Genomic DNA, 16216 nt, shown 5'->3' with positions numbered 1-16216 from the left:
GGTGACAAAGAAATGCGCAGCTTATCGAAAGCCGAAAACATATTGTCTGGTGGCGATAGCGAAGAGGTCACACCCGTTCCCATACCGAACACGGAAGTTAAGCTCTTCAGCGCCGATGGTAGTTGGGTTTTCCCTGTGAGAGTAGGACGCTGCCAGGCAAGTGAAACGAAAGAGTAGCGAATGAGCTACTCTTTTTTTGTTTTGTTTTTAAATGTTTGGAAAAAGGGTCCGTTTTGAGCGTTAGGAGTATAACTAATAACAACAAGCTTGGAAAATCATGAAGATGAAAAAGATTTAATTTTTCTTTACTCCTAATACAAAATTAACTGCTCGAAATAGGGGTAAAACAAATATGGTACTTTTTGGAGTGAAGTTTCTAGAAAGCGTAAAATAAAAACATAATCTACACTTGAGTGGCTATATAAGAGATCGTACCACCATTCTGTTTCATAACGAGATATCATACTTAAGTTATATAAAATTAGATAATGAACTAAAACTTCTGGAAATACCATTAATTGGTCTTTATGAGACGGAATACATATTGAGCTTTCTTCTAAATTGTAAGAAAGCTTTGAGTGCCAATAGATTTCACTCTTTTCGAGTGCCTTAAAAGTTAAATTCACTTTATCCTCTGTGATAAAAGATAATTCGAGTTTTTCTACCATTAACTGCTTAAGCCGATTTGAAGAAATGAAATATGTCTCGGCATATGATTTATTAATATGCAACTCCTGGTTTTGTTGGTGAACTGGAAGAAAGGTCGATTCCTGAAAGCTTTGTCTAAACAGTCCTTGTACTTCGGGAATTCTTTTCAACAGTTGTTTCATTGAATACTTTTCACCTTCAATAAACGATAGTTGAAAAAGGTGATGAGCCATATGTCCATATAGTCCATGTTTTTGGATTTTAACTTCGTCGTTTAAAAATAAATAATTTTGTTTTTTCCGCTTCCTAGTTGAAACACCATGAGCCAATAAATTCGAATGGGCAGGATAAGAAGGATCTACTGTTAAAATAGAAGCCTTTATTAGCTGGCATAATCCGTAAAAAAGCAAAGTCGGTTGTACCGAAATAGGGGATTTTTCCGCTGTGTAAAAATAGTTTTTAGCATGCATTAAGTAATACATAAAGGGATAACAATTCTCGAAAGCTTTTTGTTCCGGATTTGAGATGTTTATTTTTTCGTATTGGTTTAATAATATCTTTTGTACGGTTTGGGTTGAGTGAAAGGATATGTACTTTGACCAGATTGTTTTCATAATATGCTGCACCTTCTCCTCTACAATTCTAAATATTTAAACTCTTTTTAGATTCCTTGACACGTGATAGAGCAATTGATAATCTACTAATAATATTTTGGCGTAAAGTGGGGGGTTTTACTTATGTGGGATACGAAATTTTCTAAAGAAGGCTTAACTTTTGATGATGTATTGTTAGTTCCTGCTAAATCTGAAGTGTTGCCACGTGATGTAGATTTAAGTGTAGAGTTAACGAAGACGTTAAAGTTAAATATTCCAATTATTAGTGCTGGTATGGATACGGTTACTGAGTCAGAAATGGCCATTGCAATTGCTCGTCAAGGTGGATTAGGGATTATTCATAAAAATATGTCGATTGAACAGCAAGCTGAGCAAGTTGATAAGGTAAAGCGCTCGGAGCGCGGTGTTATTACAAATCCGTTCTTCCTTACGCCTGAACATCAAGTGTATGATGCAGAGCATTTGATGGGAAAATACCGAATTTCAGGTGTTCCAATTGTTAATAACGAAGAAGAGCAAAAGTTAGTCGGAATCATTACAAATCGCGATCTTCGTTTTATCCAAGATTATTCCATGAAAATTTCCGATGTGATGACAAAAGAGCAGTTAATTACAGCTGCGGTTGGTACAACGTTAGAAGAAGCAGAAAAAATTCTACAAACACACAAGATTGAAAAGTTACCACTTGTTGATGATAATGGGGTATTAAAAGGCCTAATTACAATCAAAGACATTGAAAAAGTCATTGAATTTCCGAATTCAGCAAAAGATGCACATGGTCGTCTTTTAGTTGGAGCTGCAGTAGGTGTGACAGCTGATACAATGATGCGTGTGCAAAAGCTTGTTGAAGCGAATGTCGATGTTATCGTTGTAGACACTGCACATGGACATTCTCAAGGGGTTATTGATACGGTTCGAAAAATTCGTGATACTTATCCAGAATTAAATATCATCGCAGGAAATGTTGCGACAGCGGAAGGAACGCGCGCTCTCATTGAGGCGGGTGCAAACGTGGTAAAAGTAGGTATTGGACCTGGTTCTATTTGTACGACTCGTGTCGTTGCTGGGGTTGGAGTACCGCAAATTACGGCAGTGTACGATTGTGCTACGGAGGCTAGAAAGCATGGTGTGTCTATTATTGCCGATGGTGGAATTAAGTACTCTGGCGATATTGTAAAAGCTTTAGCCGCTGGTGGTCATGCGGTTATGCTAGGAAGCTTATTAGCCGGTACGTCTGAAAGCCCTGGTGAAACAGAAATTTACCAAGGTCGTCGCTTTAAAGTTTACCGAGGAATGGGATCTGTTGCAGCGATGGAGAAAGGTAGTAAAGACCGATATTTCCAAGAGGATAATAAAAAGTTTGTTCCAGAAGGAATTGAAGGTCGTACACCTTATAAAGGACCATTGGCAGAAACGATTTATCAGCTTGTTGGTGGATTGCGTTCTGGTATGGGATACTGTGGAACAAAGGATTTATATGAACTTCGTGAAAAATCGCAGTTTGTACGTATGACTGGTGCAGGTTTAAAAGAAAGTCATCCGCATGATGTACAAATTACGAAAGAAGCACCTAACTATTCTTTATCGTAATCAGGCCATTTGAAGGATAAATATTAAAATTTTATTACTTTTGGACAGAGTTGTTACTCTGTCTATTTTTTTTACCATATATATGATAAAATCGAACTTGTTGTCAAACGTCATAAACACACTAAAGTTCATATAGATCATTAATTTTTGGAGGTATTGAAGGTGCACATCAGAATGAAATCATTAACAGCTCTTTTTCTTTCAATTGTGCTAACATTTGGTCTTTTTACACCTGTTGCTACACCAGCTTCAGCTGCGGAAAACGACCCTTTAGGCATTAATGCGTCTGCTGCGATTGCTGTAGAAGCATCTACAGGTAAAGTAATTTACGGGAAAAATGTTGACGAGTCTCTTGGGATAGCAAGTATGACGAAAATGATGACAGAATACTTACTGTTAGAAGCGATCGCTGACGGTAAAGTATCATGGGATCAAACTTATCAACCAAGCGAGTATGTATATCAAATTTCTCAATATAGAAGTTTGTCTAATGTTCCATTAAGAAAAGATGGGTCTTATAATGTTCGCGAGTTATACGAGGCGATGGCTATCTATTCAGCAAATGGTGCGGCTATTGCCATTGCGGAAATTGTCGCAGGTACAGAAACGAACTTCGTAAAAATGATGAATGATAAGGCAAAAGAGCTCGGAATGGATACAGCGACTTTTGTGAATTCTACCGGATTAAACAACCGTGATTTATTAGGCATGCATCCTAAAGGAACTGGTGCAGAAGAAGAAAATATGATGTCTGCACGTGATGTGGCAACATTAGCGTACCACCTAATTAATAACTACCCGGAAATTTTAGAAACAGCCAGCATTGAGAAAAAGGTGTTTCAAGAAGGAACTGAAGATGCCATCAACATGCAAAACTGGAACTGGATGTTACCTGGTTTAGTGTATGGATATGAAGGTGTAGATGGATTAAAAACTGGTTATACAGATTTTGCGGGTTCTTCTTTTACAGCAACGGCAGAACGAAATGGTATGCGAATTATTTCGGTTGTGATGAACGCTCAAGGTAGTGGAAGTAATCAATATGTTCACCGATTTAATGAAACAAAAAAGATTTTAAATTACGCTTTCAGTAATTTTTCAGTAGAAGAACTATTTCCTGCGGAATATCAATTACCAGGTGAAACGAGCTTACCTGTTGTAAAAGGGAAGGAAAAAGAGGTTTCTATTCATACAAATGGTTCCGTGAAAATGGCTATTAAACGAGGAGAGAACGACTTATACGAGCCAGCTTTTGAGTATAACGAAGATCTCCTCAATGAAGAAGGAGCTTTAACAGCTCCAATTGAGAAGGGCACTTCGGTTGGTTCCTTAATTGTAAAATACAATGGAGAAGGTCAGGACCTTGGATATGTGAACGGGATTAATGGTGGTAAAATTGATGTCGTGACAGCGGAAGAGGTAGAAAAAGCGAACTGGTTCGTCCTTACGATGAGAGGAATCGGTGGCTTTTTCGGAGACATTTGGGATGGTATTACAAATGCTGTGAAGGGCTTATTCTCCTAATGAATTTAGCTTAAACTCTAGGTGTGTATACGCCTAGAGTTTTTCTTATGTGGAGATTTACTGGGAGAGATAGAAGTGGGATAATTGCCTTACTATTAAACATACTAGACGATAGAAGAAGTTTTTGCTGACTAATACTATACTAAGATAAGGACTTGAAGGGGGCTTTTTTTATTGTTACAGAAAGTTTAAGCTCAATAAAGTGTTAAAGCATTCTCATACAGTTTTTTGGTGTCTAGCTCCAAGCGCCATCAGCTCGGGTCGCTTCGGCCCTGCTGTGGCGACGGAAGCCTCCTCTCAGGTCCTCCAGCGCCCTTCGCCTAAGGACTTGCCATTTTCGCTTTTCTTAAACCTACTGCTTTTAAAGCTTTTAGAAAACTTTTGGCACTTTTCCAATTCCTTTTTATTTTAATAGGAATTTTATTAAAATTAGGATAAAATAAGCTTATGCACTTATTGATTTATTTGGTTAAGGGGGATTCAAGATGGCAAATACAACAGGTACTGATCGTGTAAAACGTGGAATGGCAGAAATGCAAAAAGGTGGCGTCATTATGGACGTTGTCAATGCAGAACAAGCAAAAATCGCAGAAGAGGCTGGCGCTGTTGCTGTTATGGCCCTTGAGCGTGTTCCAGCAGACATTCGTGCTGCAGGTGGGGTAGCACGTATGGCAGATCCTACAATTGTAGAAGAAGTAATGAATGCTGTTTCCATCCCAGTTATGGCAAAGGCACGTATCGGACATATCGTTGAAGCGCGAGTACTTGAGGCGCTTGGCGTTGACTATATTGATGAGAGTGAAGTATTAACACCAGCAGACGAAGAATTCCATTTGAATAAACGTGACTTTACAGTTCCGTTTGTATGTGGTTGCCGTGATTTAGGTGAGGCAACTCGTCGTATTGCTGAAGGTGCTTCTATGCTTCGTACAAAAGGAGAGCCTGGAACAGGTAACATTGTAGAAGCTGTTCGTCATATGCGTAAAGTGAATGCACAAGTTCGAAAAGTAGTAGGTATGAGTGAAGATGAGTTAATGACAGAAGCAAAACTATTAGGGGCTCCTTATGAAGTGTTATTGCAGATTAAAAAAGAAGGTCGTTTACCAGTTGTAAACTTTGCTGCTGGTGGTGTAGCTACTCCTGCTGATGCAGCGTTAATGATGCAACTTGGTGCAGACGGTGTATTCGTTGGTTCAGGTATTTTTAAATCTGAGAATCCAGCTAAATTTGCTCGTGCTATTGTTGAAGCGACAACTCACTATGAAGATTATGAATTAATTGCACACCTTTCTAAAGGGTTAGGAAATGCAATGAAGGGAATTGAAATTTCAAACTTATTACCAGAACAACGTATGCAAGAGCGTGGCTGGTAAAAAAGGGGTTTTACTAAATGAAAATTGGCGTATTAGGACTGCAAGGAGCTGTACGAGAACATATTCGCTCCGTTGAAGCATGTGGAGCAGAAGGAATTGTTGTGAAAACTCCGGCACAATTAGAAGAATGTGATGGTTTGATTTTGCCGGGTGGTGAAAGCACAACAATGAGACGCTTAATTGATAAGTATGGCTTTATGGAACCATTGAAACAGTATGTAGCGAGTGAAAAGCCGATTTTTGGAACTTGTGCGGGTCTTATTTTACTTGCGAAACGAATTGTAGGTTATGATGAACCCCATATTGGTGTGTTGGATGTAACTGTTGAGCGAAATTCATTTGGACGTCAACGTGAGAGCTTTGAAGCGGAATTAAGCATTGAAGGTGTTGGCGATGATTTTGTCGGGGTCTTTATTCGCGCTCCACATATTGTTGAAGCAGGCGAAGAGGTAGAAGTGTTAGCGAAGCATCATGAGCGAATTGTCGCAGCGCGGCAAGGACATGTGTTAGGATGCTCTTTCCATCCGGAGTTAACAGATGACCATCGTTTTACGCAGTACTTCTTAAATATGGTGAAAGAATCAAAGGAAGTTCGTGTATAAAACGATTGAAAAGTTGTTAAACTTGTAGTACATTAACGATAAGAAAAGTGAAGATCGGCTAAAGCGTTGAGAGGAAATAGTAACAAAGTGTTCTTTGTTAAGAGAGCTGGTGGTTGGTGTGAATCAGTCAAAGAGCTTTGTGAATCCATCCTTGAGCGAGATGTTGAAAGCAGGTGTTGTTAGTAGGCATTTACGGGAAAACCGTTACTTTTAATTGAGTGGAAAACGTTTGTTTTCTATCAGGGTGGCAACGCGGGAAAGCTCTCGTCCCTATTTTTAAGGGACGAGGGCTTTTTTTATGGCTGAAGATCTCAATAATATTTAGGAGGAGTCAAAAAATGTTAGATATTAAACATTTACGTGCAAACTTTGCTGAAGTAAAAGAAAAGTTAGCGCATCGCGGTGAAGACTTAACTGATTTTGACAAGTTTGAAGAGCTTGATTTAAAACGCCGTGAACTAATTGCAAAAGCTGAAGAGTTAAAAAGTAAACGAAATGATGTATCAGCTGAGATCGCCAAGTTAAAACGTGAGAAACAAGATGCGGATCATTTAATTTTGGAAATGCGTCAAGTGGGCGAGAAAATTAAAGCACTTGATGAAGAGCTTCGTGAAGTAGAAGCTGAATTAGAAGTGATTTTATTATCCATTCCAAATATTCCACATGAGAGCGTTCCAGTTGGTGAATCTGAGGACGATAATGTAGAGATTAGAACGTGGGGAGAGACTCCAGCGTTTACTTTTGAACCAAAACCTCATTGGGAAATTGCAGATGAATTAGGAATTTTAGATTTTGAACGTGCAGGAAAAGTAACAGGAAGTCGTTTTGTATTTTATAAAGGAATTGGAGCAAGATTAGAACGTGCTTTAATTAACTTCATGTTAGATCTGCATATTGAAGAACATGGATATGAAGAAGTAATGCCTCCATACATTGTGAATCGTACGAGTATGACAGGTACTGGTCAGTTACCGAAGTTTGAAGAAGATGCATTCAAAATTCAAGGAGAAGACTACTTCTTAATTCCAACTGCGGAGGTTCCAGTAACCAATCTTCATCGTGATGAAATTTTACAATCAGACCAGTTACCAATCAACTACGTTGCCTATAGCGCATGCTTCCGTTCTGAGGCGGGTTCTGCTGGTCGTGATACGAGAGGGCTCATCCGTCAGCATCAATTTAACAAAGTAGAGCTTGTGAAATTTGTTAAACCTGAGGATTCTTATGAAGAACTTGAAAAACTAACTGGGCATGCTGAGAAGGTATTACAACTATTAGGACTACCTTACCGAGTTTTAAGTATGTGTACAGCTGATTTAGGATTTACAGCTGCGAAAAAATACGATATTGAAGTGTGGTTACCAAGTTACGATACGTATCGTGAAATATCTTCTTGTAGTAATTTTGAGGCTTTCCAAGCACGTCGTGCAAATATCCGATTCCGTCGTGACGCTAAAGGAAAGCCAGAGCCAGTTCATACATTAAATGGATCTGGTTTAGCGATTGGACGTACAGTAGCGGCTATTTTAGAGAACTATCAACAGGAAGACGGTAGTGTCATCATTCCAGAAGTGTTACGTCCATATATGGGAAACAAAGAAGTATTACGATAAAACATACAAGGAAAGCGGATTTATACTTTTACTAAATCCGCTTTTCTAAAATAATAAAAAATGTGCAATTTAGTGTTGACATGCATTGTTGCATCTGGTATATTAAATCTTGTCGATACGGAGGAGTACCCAAGTCCGGCTGAAGGGATCGGTCTTGAAAACCGACAGGGGTGTCAAAGCCCGCGGGGGTTCGAATCCCTCCTCCTCCGCCATAACTTGAAATTAACCTGCGCATAAAATGGAGATTGGATAAATTCGTTACAACTTGTAACGAATTTTTTGTTTTATGTGCGTTGTTGCATTTACTTTTCCTAAGCAAAAAACCACTCAGAATTCCTGAGTGGTTTTTTTGCATTATTTTTTCAGCATCTTTGTTTGTTTTAAAACAGTTGAAATTCGTTCCACAATGCGTTCTACTGAGGACTCGTTTTCAAACAAGTCATACTCGTTAATGTCTAGACGTAGTACTGGGCAAGAGTTAAACGTGTTAATCCAGTTTTCGTAACGTTGGTGCATTTCCTCCCAGTATGAAACAGGTGTTTGTTGCTCCATTGGGCGGCCTCGCTCTTTAATTCTTCGAAGGACTTCGTCTAATGAGCCTTCAAGGTAAATAAGGAGGTCCGGATGAGGAAAATATGGGGTCATAACCATTGCATCGAATAGTCCTTTATACGTTTCGTAGTCAACTTGAGACATGTTGCCTTTCTCATAGTGCATACGGGCAAAGATACCAGTATCTTCGTAAATGGAACGGTCTTGAATGAATCCCCCACCGTACTCAAAAATGCGCTTTTGTTCTTTAAATCGTTCTGCTAAAAAATAAATTTGTAAGTGAAAGCTCCAACGCTTAAAATCTTGATAAAATGAATCAAGGTATGGGTTAGTTTCAACTTTTTCAAAGGAAGTTTTAAATCCTAGTGCTTTGGCTAATTCCTTCGTCATTGTAGATTTTCCTACTCCTACAGTACCTGCAATGGTAATGACTGCATCATGTGGAATGCCGTATTTATTTCGAAGGTCCATAATTGTTGACTCCTTTTTGAAGTGTTTTTCGAATTGTAGACACAATGTAATCAAGGTCTTCTTTATGCTTAACAAAATCAAGATCATCGCCATTAAAGCGAAGGACAGGAATGTGAGGGAATTTTTTTTCAAAGTCGTTCATGTAATGCTCATAATCTAAAGAAAGTTGTTCTAGATAAAGTGAACTAATATTTTTCTCGATTTCCCGTCCGCGAATTTCAATTCGATGTAATAACGTGTCTAAGCTAGCGTTTAAATAGATAATAATATTCGGTTCGGGCATATCTTTTGTTAGGATATCATAAATTTTTAAATACTTATCGTATTGATTATTTTTTAATGTTCGCTTTGCAAAAATTAGATTTTTTAATATATGGTAGTCAGCGACAACAGCTTGGTTTTTAGAAATAAAGTTCTTATCAATATCTTCAAGCTGTTTATACCGATTGCATAGAAAAAACATCTCTGTTTGAAAGCTCCACTCTTCGATGTTTTCGTAGAACTTCCCTAAGAAGGGATTTTCATCAACAATCTCTTTTAACAGTTGAAATTGAAAAGCTTCAGCAATGGCTTTTGCTAGAGAAGTTTTTCCTACTCCAATCGGCCCTTCAACCGTAATAAAAGGCGTATTCCCCATGCTACATCCTCCTCGTGTCCTAGTGCCCAAAGTGTACGAAATCTATTATTTATGACCGTTTTTTTGGTCAAGGTGTTACGAAAATCAGTAAAACCCTCTATTCCTTACTTAATGTATGCCGAAAGATATTTTATCATATATTTCACGTTATGAAAGGAATATTTATGGAATCCAAAAGAAACTGCAGCAATCTTAGAAAGAATAAAATACGGTCATTTTTGTCGTTGAATAATAAAAGAAAAAGAGCCCTACTTATGGAAGACTCTCTTTCTACGGTAGTTATGGGGTATATGGATGAGTGAATGGTGATTATTTCTTAGTGACTAGGAATTGATCATTAATCAGCAGCCAGTTTTGGGGGAATGAAAGCCCTAGTTTCCAATAACTAACTCCTCTTAAGTTAAGTTCCTTTACAAGGTCGAATTTCGCTTGGATGGATCGCGCATCTTCGAACCATACCTCGTGTTCTTTATTGTCTGCATCTACATAGTTAAAAGTAGGGGCTTGTGCTTTTGAATCATAACGAATGGGCACATTGTTCGTAGCTGCAAGTTGAATGGCTTGCTGTGGACTTATAGCTTTGGCGTATTGCCCTCCTTCTACGTATGGAAGGGTCCAATCGTATCCATATAAATTTTGACCCATCATAATTTTGCTTGGTGGTATTTCTGTAATGGCGTATTCCAACACTTCCCGCACTGGTCCAATTGGTGAAACCGGCATCGGAGGACCTCCACTGTATCCCCACTCGTAGGTCATGATGACGACAAAATCAACAATTTCTCCATGAGCTTTGTAATCATGCCCTTCATACCACTGTCCTTTCTGATCTGGTTTTGTTTTCGGTGCTAGGGCAGATGAGATAAACCATCCCTCTTTTTTAAAACGATCCCTTGCTTTCCGTAAGAACGCGTTGTAGGCTTCTTTGTCGGCGGGTTTTAAGTATTCGAAATCAAAGTGAATATCTTTAAATCCATACTTCTTTGCTGTTGAAACTATCGTGGAAAGAAATTTCTCCTGAACTTTTGTATCCGTCAAAATAATGTGAGCTAATTCATCACTAAATTGATCATTTTCTATGTTCGTAATAATCATCATGAATGTGGTGTCATTGTTTTGAGCGATTGTTCCTAAATTGCCGACGGGTGGTTCTTTAAGTGATCCGTCTCGCAATGCTTGGAAGCTAAATAATCCTAAGTAGGTTAAATAAGGGGATGCCTCACTAGCACTCGCTTGTAAATTTGAGCTGACACTTTCTCCTCTTGGTTCGATATAGGCGTTAAACTCTGCTTCTCTTTTCGGGCGTTGTGGAATGTATAGACGAAGCCCAATCGGTAGCGGTTGATTTACGTTCCAATCATTAATCTCGGCCAATTGTAAATAATTCATTTCAAACTTTTGAGCAATTGAATACAAACTATCGCCAGGTTGAACAAAATAAAATTGACCAATAATAGGAATGACAAGCGTTTGGCCAATAACGAGTTGATTTGGATTTTGAATTTGATTGGCGTCTATAAGGGCATCAACAGTCGTTGAAAATGTTTGGGCAATTGTAAACAATGATTGTCCTTGTTGAACTACATGAATTTGCATAACGTACCTCCTTAAGTTCCATTCGGTACATTTTATGTTGTTGTTCATGACCCATGAATGGAATGTTGAAAGATTTTTGTTCGTTCTATAAGATAAGTCTAATGAGAAGTTCGAGCATATGAGTTAAAGGAGATAACAATGCAAGCGGATGAATACTATATGGGATTAGCGATAGAAGAGGCAAGGCGTGCAGAAAGTATAGGAGAAGTTCCTATCGGAGCAGTGCTTGTTTATGAAGGTGAAGTGATTGCAAAAGCACATAATTTACGTGAAGTAAGTCAGCGATCTGTTGCGCATGCTGAAATTTTAGCAATCGATGAAGCGTGTAAAAAAATAGGGAGCTGGCGTTTGGAAGATTGTGTCCTATACGTAACGTTGGAGCCATGTCCTATGTGTGCAGGAGCGATTGTACTTTCAAGAGTTAAAAAAGTTGTGTTTGGAGCAAGTGACCCGAAAGCGGGGTGTGCCGGAACATTAATGAACTTGTTGACAGAAGAACGTTTCAATCATCAGTGTGAAGTAGTTAGTGGGGTAAGAGAGGAAGAATGTGCTCACCTACTTACCTCTTTCTTTCGTTCATTGAGAGAAAGAAAAAAGAAGCTGAAACAAGGTAAAAATAATAACTTACAGTAATTTACAATATGAAATCATTGCAATTTTCTACTTAACAGTATATACTTGTAAATGCGTCAGTTAAGACGCCTACAAATTGGTTATAACTTTGCCGTGCTAAGCGGGGAGGTAGCGGTGCCCTGTACTCGCAATCCGCTCTAGCGAGGCCGAATTCCTTCTCGAGGTTAGTTAGCTGTAGGGCCTGCCTCAAGTAAGTGGTGTTGACGCTTGGGTCCTGCGCAATGGGAATCCATGAACCATGTCAGGTCCGGAAGGAAGCAGCATTAAGTGGAAGCTCTCATGTGCCGCGGGGTTGCCTGGGCCGAGCTAACTGCTTGAGTAACGCTTATGGTTGCTAATCGACAGAAGGTGCACGGCAGTTACTTACATAGCATGTAACTCATCCAGATTGGATGAGTTTTTTTGTTGTTACAGAAAGTTTAAGTTCAATAAAGGGTTAAAGTATTCTCTTTACCGTTTTTTTGGTGTCTAGCTCCAAGCGCCATCAGCTCGGGTCGCTTCGGCCCTGTTGTGGCGACGGAAGTCTCCTCGCAGGTCCTCCAGCGTCCTTCGCCTAAGGACTTGCGCTTTTCTTAGTTAAAAAGTGATCTCTTATTGAGAGGTTGTCGTCTTCATATATCACTACAATGACTGTGAAATGGAAATAGCATCTTCCTGACAGAAAGGTTAAATGAAAAATCACAGTTCATTTTGTCATTCAGATTCGCAATACGGTATAATAGGAAGGATGATATAAAAAAGGAGGGCGTTTCGTGAGTTATCAAGCTTTATATCGTGTTTTTAGACCACAACAATTCCGTGATGTAGTGGGTCAAGAACATGTCACGAAGACATTACAAAATGCCCTTTTACAAAATAAATTTTCGCATGCTTATTTATTCTCCGGTCCACGGGGTACTGGTAAAACGAGTGCAGCGAAAATTTTTGCGAAAGCAGTAAACTGTGAACAAGCACCAGTAGCGGAACCGTGTAACGAATGTCCAGCTTGTAAAGGGATAACAAATGGGTCGATTTCAGATGTTATTGAGATCGATGCGGCCTCAAACAATGGAGTCGATGAAATACGGGATATTCGAGATAAGGTGAAATATGCTCCAGCTGCTGTGAAATACAAGGTGTATATAATTGACGAAGTTCATATGTTATCCATCGGTGCTTTTAACGCATTATTGAAAACGTTAGAAGAACCGCCAAAACACGTTATTTTTATTTTAGCGACAACGGAGCCTCATAAAATCCCACTTACGATTATTTCGCGATGTCAACGATTTGATTTTAGAAGAATTTCGATTTCATCGATTGTTGGACGAATGAGTGAAATAGTTGAAAGTCAACAAATTAATGTTCAACAAGAGGCGCTACAAGTTATCGCAAGTGCAGCTGATGGCGGAATGCGAGATGCTTTAAGTTTATTAGACCAAGCAATCTCTTATAGTGATGATGCCGTTACGATGGAAGACGTCCTATTAATCACTGGATCTGTTTCCCAATCTTTTATTGCTACACTCGTACAATCCATTTATCAAAAGGATGTATCAACGGCGTTAAAAGCGCTAGACGAGTTAATGAATCAAGGAAAAGATCCATTAAAATTCATAGAAGACCTTATTTATTATTATCGGGACATGTTGCTTTATCAAACAGCTCCTAACTTAGAAGAAGTATTAGAACGGGTAACGGTGGATGAAGCGTTTACTCAGTTGGCGAAGGAAATACCGTCTGATATTATTTACTCCACTATTGACATATTAAATAAGAGTCAGCAAGAAATGAAATGGACAAACCACCCTCGTATCTTTTTGGAAGTAGCGATTGTGAAGTTGTGTCAAACAACTTCCAATCAAAGTGTTGGTGGAGTTGAACTTCAGCCATTAATTCAACGGATTCAACAACTTGAACAAGAATTAATGGATTTAAAACAAAATGGTGTTCAACCTGTGCCTAATCCAACATCGGAACCTAAATCGCAGCCTCAGCGTAGTTTAAAAGGTGGGTATAAAACCCCGGTTGGGCGTATTCATGAGATCTTAAAACAAGCTACCCGAAAAGACTTAGACCTCATCAAGTCTAAATGGGGAGAGCTATTAGAAACATTAAAGCAACAGAATAAAGTATCACATGCAGCCCTATTAAATGATAGTGAACCAGTTGCTGCTTCAGAACAGGCATTTGTGTTAAAATTCAAATATGAAATCCATTGTAAAATGGTTGCGGAAAACAAAAATAATGTACAATCCAATATTGAATCCATTCTTCAAGGGTTCCTAGGCGTTAAACTGGAAATGGTTGGCGTCCCTGAACAAGATTGGGTTAAAATAAGAGAAGATTACATTCGTGAGCAACGTAGTGATGAGGAAGAAACGGTTGAAGAGGATCCATTAATCGCAGAGGCCAAGAAACTTGTTGGTGCGGAGCTCATCGAAATAACAGATTGATATGGAGGAGATTATTAATGATGCGTGGCGGAATGGGAAATATGCAAAAAATGATGAAGCAAATGCAAAAAATGCAAAAGGATATGCAAAAAGCCCAAGAAGAGTTAGCTGAAAAGAAAATTGAAGGTTCAGCTGGTGGCGGAATGGTTACAGTGATCGCGAACGGGCATAAAGAAATTTTAGAAGTAAACATTAAAGAAGAAGTTGTTGATCCGGAAGATATTGAAATGCTTCAAGATTTAGTGTTAGCTGCAACAAACGACGCGCTTAAAAAAGTAGATGAACTAACAAATGAAACGATGGGCAAATTCACAAAAGGTATGAACTTACCTGGGTTATTCTAGGAGGATTGGCTTAAATGCAATATCCTGAACCGATATCCAAGCTGATTGACAGCTTTATGAAACTGCCAGGCATAGGTCCGAAAACGGCCGTTCGTCTGGCCTTTTTTGTCTTAAATATGAAAGAAGATACTGTGTTAGATTTTGCAAAAGCATTGGTAAATGCAAAGCGGAATTTATCTTATTGTTCCGTTTGTGGGCACATTACGGATCAAGACCCTTGTTACATTTGTGAAGATGAAAGAAGAAATAAGTCCATCATCTGTGTTGTTCAAGATCCAAAAGATGTTATCGCTATGGAAAAAATGAAAGAATATAATGGTCTCTATCACGTTTTGCATGGGGCGATATCTCCAATGGATGGGATTGGTCCAGAAGATATAAAAATACCTGAGCTTCTAAAGCGACTTCAAAATGATGAAGTGCAAGAGGTTATTTTAGCAACTAACCCTAATATTGAAGGAGAGGCAACCGCAATGTATATTTCTCGCCTCTTGAAGCCTACAGGGATTAAAATGACAAGAATTGCACATGGTCTACCTGTTGGAGGAGATTTAGAGTATGCCGATGAAGTAACTCTTTCAAAAGCTCTTGAAGGTAGAAGAGAACTTTAGAAGGGGGATACACGCGGCATGTTATTTAAAAGAAAAGGGTGGCTAAGAAAGCGATATAATGAACAGTTAATGCAAGATTTACTTTCATTGAAAGAGGAATGGAGTCGTCAAAAAAGTTTGGTAGAAAAAAGTGTAGAACCTTCACCCGAAGTTCTCTTTGATTTGCATGTAGTGGAAGCAAAATACTTTTATCTATTGAAAGAAGCAAAAAAACGTCGTCTTTCAATCCACCACTTTAGTAAATAAACGTCAATCGGTCTATTTGTAGACAACCCTCATATAATTAAAATATCGGAACAATATTAATGTAGTGGGAGGAGAATAGACCAGTTGGAACCCATTGTGATTTTGCTGGGGGTGGGAGGCTTAATTTTAATGTTATTGCTGATAGGCACTCCTGTTAAGCCCGTTAAGTTTATTGGTCATTTAGCTACTAAGCTTGTAGTGGGGGCACTTCTCTTATTTTTTGTGAATGCTTTTGGAACGAGTTTGGACTTTCATATTCCTATTAACCTATTTACAACGACTGTATCAGGAATATTAGGTATACCAGGTATCGCGGCATTAATTGTAATCAAAACCGTAATTCTTTAATACCTACAAAAAAATGTAGGTATTTTTCTTTTTATGTGTTGACATTAGATATTTATCCTGATATATTAATAAGCGTCGTCTTTGTTAGTGATAGAAACACATTGACAGGACGTAGAAATATCGGTAACATAAACGAGTCACTTTTTGAAGAAAAAAGTTATTGACAACGAAATATTATACTGATATAATATAAAATGTCTTGATGATCTTTGAAAACTAAACAAAACGAAGCGTCAACGTTAATTCTTTTTTATGAGCAATCAAACTTTTTTGGAGAGTTTGATCCTGGCTCAGGACGAACGCTGGCGGCGTGCCTAATACATGCAAGTCGAGCGAACAGATAGGGAGCTTGCTCCCTTGACGTTAGCGGCGGACGGGT

Annotated in this window: 15 protein-coding genes, 1 tRNA gene, 2 rRNA genes, 1 other RNA gene and 1 other annotated feature; of the genes, 15 read left to right on the top strand and 4 right to left on the bottom strand. The window is 38.7% G+C overall.

Translation table 11 applies throughout. The features are described from left to right. The first annotated feature begins 45 nt into the window (after positions 1-45). A 5S ribosomal RNA gene (gene rrf / locus ML543_RS16850) occupies positions 46-158 on the top strand. A gap of 153 nt (positions 159-311) precedes the next feature. On the opposite strand, the gene ML543_RS16845 is transcribed toward rrf, so the two are convergent. Next, positions 312-1262, bottom strand: coding sequence for a YaaC family protein (locus tag ML543_RS16845; protein ID WP_243388566.1), 951 nt, complete (start codon positions 1260-1262; stop codon positions 312-314). Positions 1263-1385: 123 nt separating this feature from the next. Between ML543_RS16845 and guaB the strand changes: the two genes are divergently transcribed. The 6 genes from guaB (at position 1386) to ML543_RS16815 (ending at position 8176) form a co-directional block, all read left to right on the top strand. Beyond that, complete coding sequence (gene guaB / locus ML543_RS16840; RefSeq protein WP_243388565.1) at positions 1386-2852, top strand: IMP dehydrogenase; 1467 nt, start codon at positions 1386-1388, stop codon at positions 2850-2852. 174 nt (positions 2853-3026) lie between these two features. Continuing rightward, a complete protein-coding gene (locus ML543_RS16835; RefSeq protein WP_243388564.1) occupies positions 3027-4376 on the top strand; it encodes a D-alanyl-D-alanine carboxypeptidase family protein in 1350 nt (449 codons plus the stop codon). 485 nt (positions 4377-4861) lie between these two features. Then, a complete protein-coding gene (gene pdxS / locus ML543_RS16830; protein WP_243388563.1) occupies positions 4862-5749 on the top strand; it encodes a pyridoxal 5'-phosphate synthase lyase subunit PdxS in 888 nt (295 codons plus the stop codon). Positions 5750-5766: 17 nt separating this feature from the next. After that, positions 5767-6351, top strand: coding sequence for a pyridoxal 5'-phosphate synthase glutaminase subunit PdxT (pdxT, locus tag ML543_RS16825; protein WP_243388562.1), 585 nt, complete (start codon positions 5767-5769; stop codon positions 6349-6351). A gap of 57 nt (positions 6352-6408) precedes the next feature. Then, positions 6409-6626, top strand: a binding site (T-box leader). A gap of 63 nt (positions 6627-6689) precedes the next feature. Beyond that, entirely contained in the window at positions 6690-7964 is a 1275-nt protein-coding gene (serS, locus tag ML543_RS16820) for a serine--tRNA ligase (protein ID WP_243388561.1), read from the top strand. 119 nt (positions 7965-8083) lie between these two features. After that, positions 8084-8176: transfer RNA gene (locus ML543_RS16815), tRNA-Ser, on the top strand. A gap of 142 nt (positions 8177-8318) precedes the next feature. Here the strand turns inward: ML543_RS16815 and ML543_RS16810 are convergent. From ML543_RS16810 to ML543_RS16800, 3 genes are all read right to left on the bottom strand, one after another. Then, positions 8319-8987: a deoxynucleoside kinase gene (locus ML543_RS16810; RefSeq protein ID WP_243388560.1), complete on the bottom strand. Its 669-nt coding sequence runs from the start codon at positions 8985-8987 to the stop codon at positions 8319-8321. Continuing rightward, entirely contained in the window at positions 8971-9624 is a 654-nt protein-coding gene (locus ML543_RS16805; protein WP_243388559.1) for a deoxynucleoside kinase, read from the bottom strand. Before ML543_RS16805 ends, ML543_RS16810 begins: the two co-directional genes overlap by 17 nt. Before the next feature lie 309 nt (positions 9625-9933). Beyond that, positions 9934-11220: a glycosyl hydrolase family 18 protein gene (locus ML543_RS16800; RefSeq protein WP_243388558.1), complete on the bottom strand. Its 1287-nt coding sequence runs from the start codon at positions 11218-11220 to the stop codon at positions 9934-9936. Between the two features lie 138 nt (positions 11221-11358). On the opposite strand from ML543_RS16800, the gene tadA reads away from it, so the two are divergent. The 8 genes from tadA to ML543_RS16760 all read left to right on the top strand — a co-directional run. Beyond that, on the top strand, positions 11359-11853 hold the full coding sequence (gene tadA, locus ML543_RS16795; RefSeq protein ID WP_243388557.1) for a tRNA adenosine(34) deaminase TadA: 495 nt from the start codon (positions 11359-11361) through the stop codon (positions 11851-11853). A gap of 91 nt (positions 11854-11944) precedes the next feature. Beyond that, positions 11945-12209: signal recognition particle sRNA large type (gene ffs, locus ML543_RS16790), an RNA gene on the top strand. 396 nt (positions 12210-12605) lie between these two features. Then, positions 12606-14288 carry a DNA polymerase III subunit gamma/tau gene (gene dnaX, locus ML543_RS16785; RefSeq protein ID WP_243388556.1) on the top strand — a complete coding sequence of 561 codons (1683 nt, stop codon included), beginning with the start codon at positions 12606-12608 and terminating at the stop codon, positions 14286-14288. Between the two features lie 20 nt (positions 14289-14308). Beyond that, positions 14309-14632: a YbaB/EbfC family nucleoid-associated protein gene (locus ML543_RS16780; RefSeq protein WP_243388567.1), complete on the top strand. Its 324-nt coding sequence runs from the start codon at positions 14309-14311 to the stop codon at positions 14630-14632. 14 nt (positions 14633-14646) lie between these two features. Continuing rightward, a complete protein-coding gene (gene recR, locus ML543_RS16775; RefSeq protein ID WP_243388555.1) occupies positions 14647-15243 on the top strand; it encodes a recombination mediator RecR in 597 nt (198 codons plus the stop codon). Between the two features lie 18 nt (positions 15244-15261). Further along, on the top strand, positions 15262-15489 hold the full coding sequence (locus tag ML543_RS16770; RefSeq protein WP_243388554.1) for a YaaL family protein: 228 nt from the start codon (positions 15262-15264) through the stop codon (positions 15487-15489). A 96-nt stretch (positions 15490-15585) separates the two neighbouring features. Then, the gene (locus ML543_RS16765) at positions 15586-15837 is read left to right on the top strand and encodes a pro-sigmaK processing inhibitor BofA family protein (protein WP_341482373.1); all 252 of its coding nucleotides are present in this window, start codon (positions 15586-15588) and stop codon (positions 15835-15837) included. 267 nt (positions 15838-16104) lie between these two features. Further along, a 16S ribosomal RNA gene (locus ML543_RS16760) occupies positions 16105-16216 on the top strand; the annotation flags it as partial.

The sequence above is a fragment of the Bacillus kexueae genome (genome assembly GCF_022809095.1).
GTDB lineage: Bacteria > Bacillota > Bacilli > Bacillales > Aeribacillaceae > Bacillus_BZ > Bacillus_BZ kexueae.
Note: the sequence above shows the minus strand (reverse complement) of the source record. Positions and strands in the feature narration are given on the sequence as shown.

What these genes read in the sequence shown, in the direction of transcription:
- ML543_RS16845 (WP_243388566.1), bottom strand. Translation starts at nt 1,262, where the DNA reads ATGAAAACAATCTGGTCAAAGTACATATCCTTTCACTCAACCCAAACC.
- guaB (WP_243388565.1), top strand. Translation starts at nt 1,386, where the DNA reads ATGTGGGATACGAAATTTTCTAAAGAAGGCTTAACTTTTGATGATGTA.
- ML543_RS16835 (WP_243388564.1), top strand. Translation starts at nt 3,027, where the DNA reads ATGAAATCATTAACAGCTCTTTTTCTTTCAATTGTGCTAACATTTGGT.
- pdxS (WP_243388563.1), top strand. Translation starts at nt 4,862, where the DNA reads ATGGCAAATACAACAGGTACTGATCGTGTAAAACGTGGAATGGCAGAA.
- pdxT (WP_243388562.1), top strand. Translation starts at nt 5,767, where the DNA reads ATGAAAATTGGCGTATTAGGACTGCAAGGAGCTGTACGAGAACATATT.
- serS (WP_243388561.1), top strand. Translation starts at nt 6,690, where the DNA reads ATGTTAGATATTAAACATTTACGTGCAAACTTTGCTGAAGTAAAAGAA.
- ML543_RS16810 (WP_243388560.1), bottom strand. Translation starts at nt 8,987, where the DNA reads ATGGACCTTCGAAATAAATACGGCATTCCACATGATGCAGTCATTACC.
- ML543_RS16805 (WP_243388559.1), bottom strand. Translation starts at nt 9,624, where the DNA reads ATGGGGAATACGCCTTTTATTACGGTTGAAGGGCCGATTGGAGTAGGA.
- ML543_RS16800 (WP_243388558.1), bottom strand. Translation starts at nt 11,220, where the DNA reads ATGCAAATTCATGTAGTTCAACAAGGACAATCATTGTTTACAATTGCC.
- tadA (WP_243388557.1), top strand. Translation starts at nt 11,359, where the DNA reads ATGCAAGCGGATGAATACTATATGGGATTAGCGATAGAAGAGGCAAGG.
- ML543_RS16780 (WP_243388567.1), top strand. Translation starts at nt 14,309, where the DNA reads ATGCGTGGCGGAATGGGAAATATGCAAAAAATGATGAAGCAAATGCAA.
- recR (WP_243388555.1), top strand. Translation starts at nt 14,647, where the DNA reads ATGCAATATCCTGAACCGATATCCAAGCTGATTGACAGCTTTATGAAA.
- ML543_RS16770 (WP_243388554.1), top strand. Translation starts at nt 15,262, where the DNA reads ATGTTATTTAAAAGAAAAGGGTGGCTAAGAAAGCGATATAATGAACAG.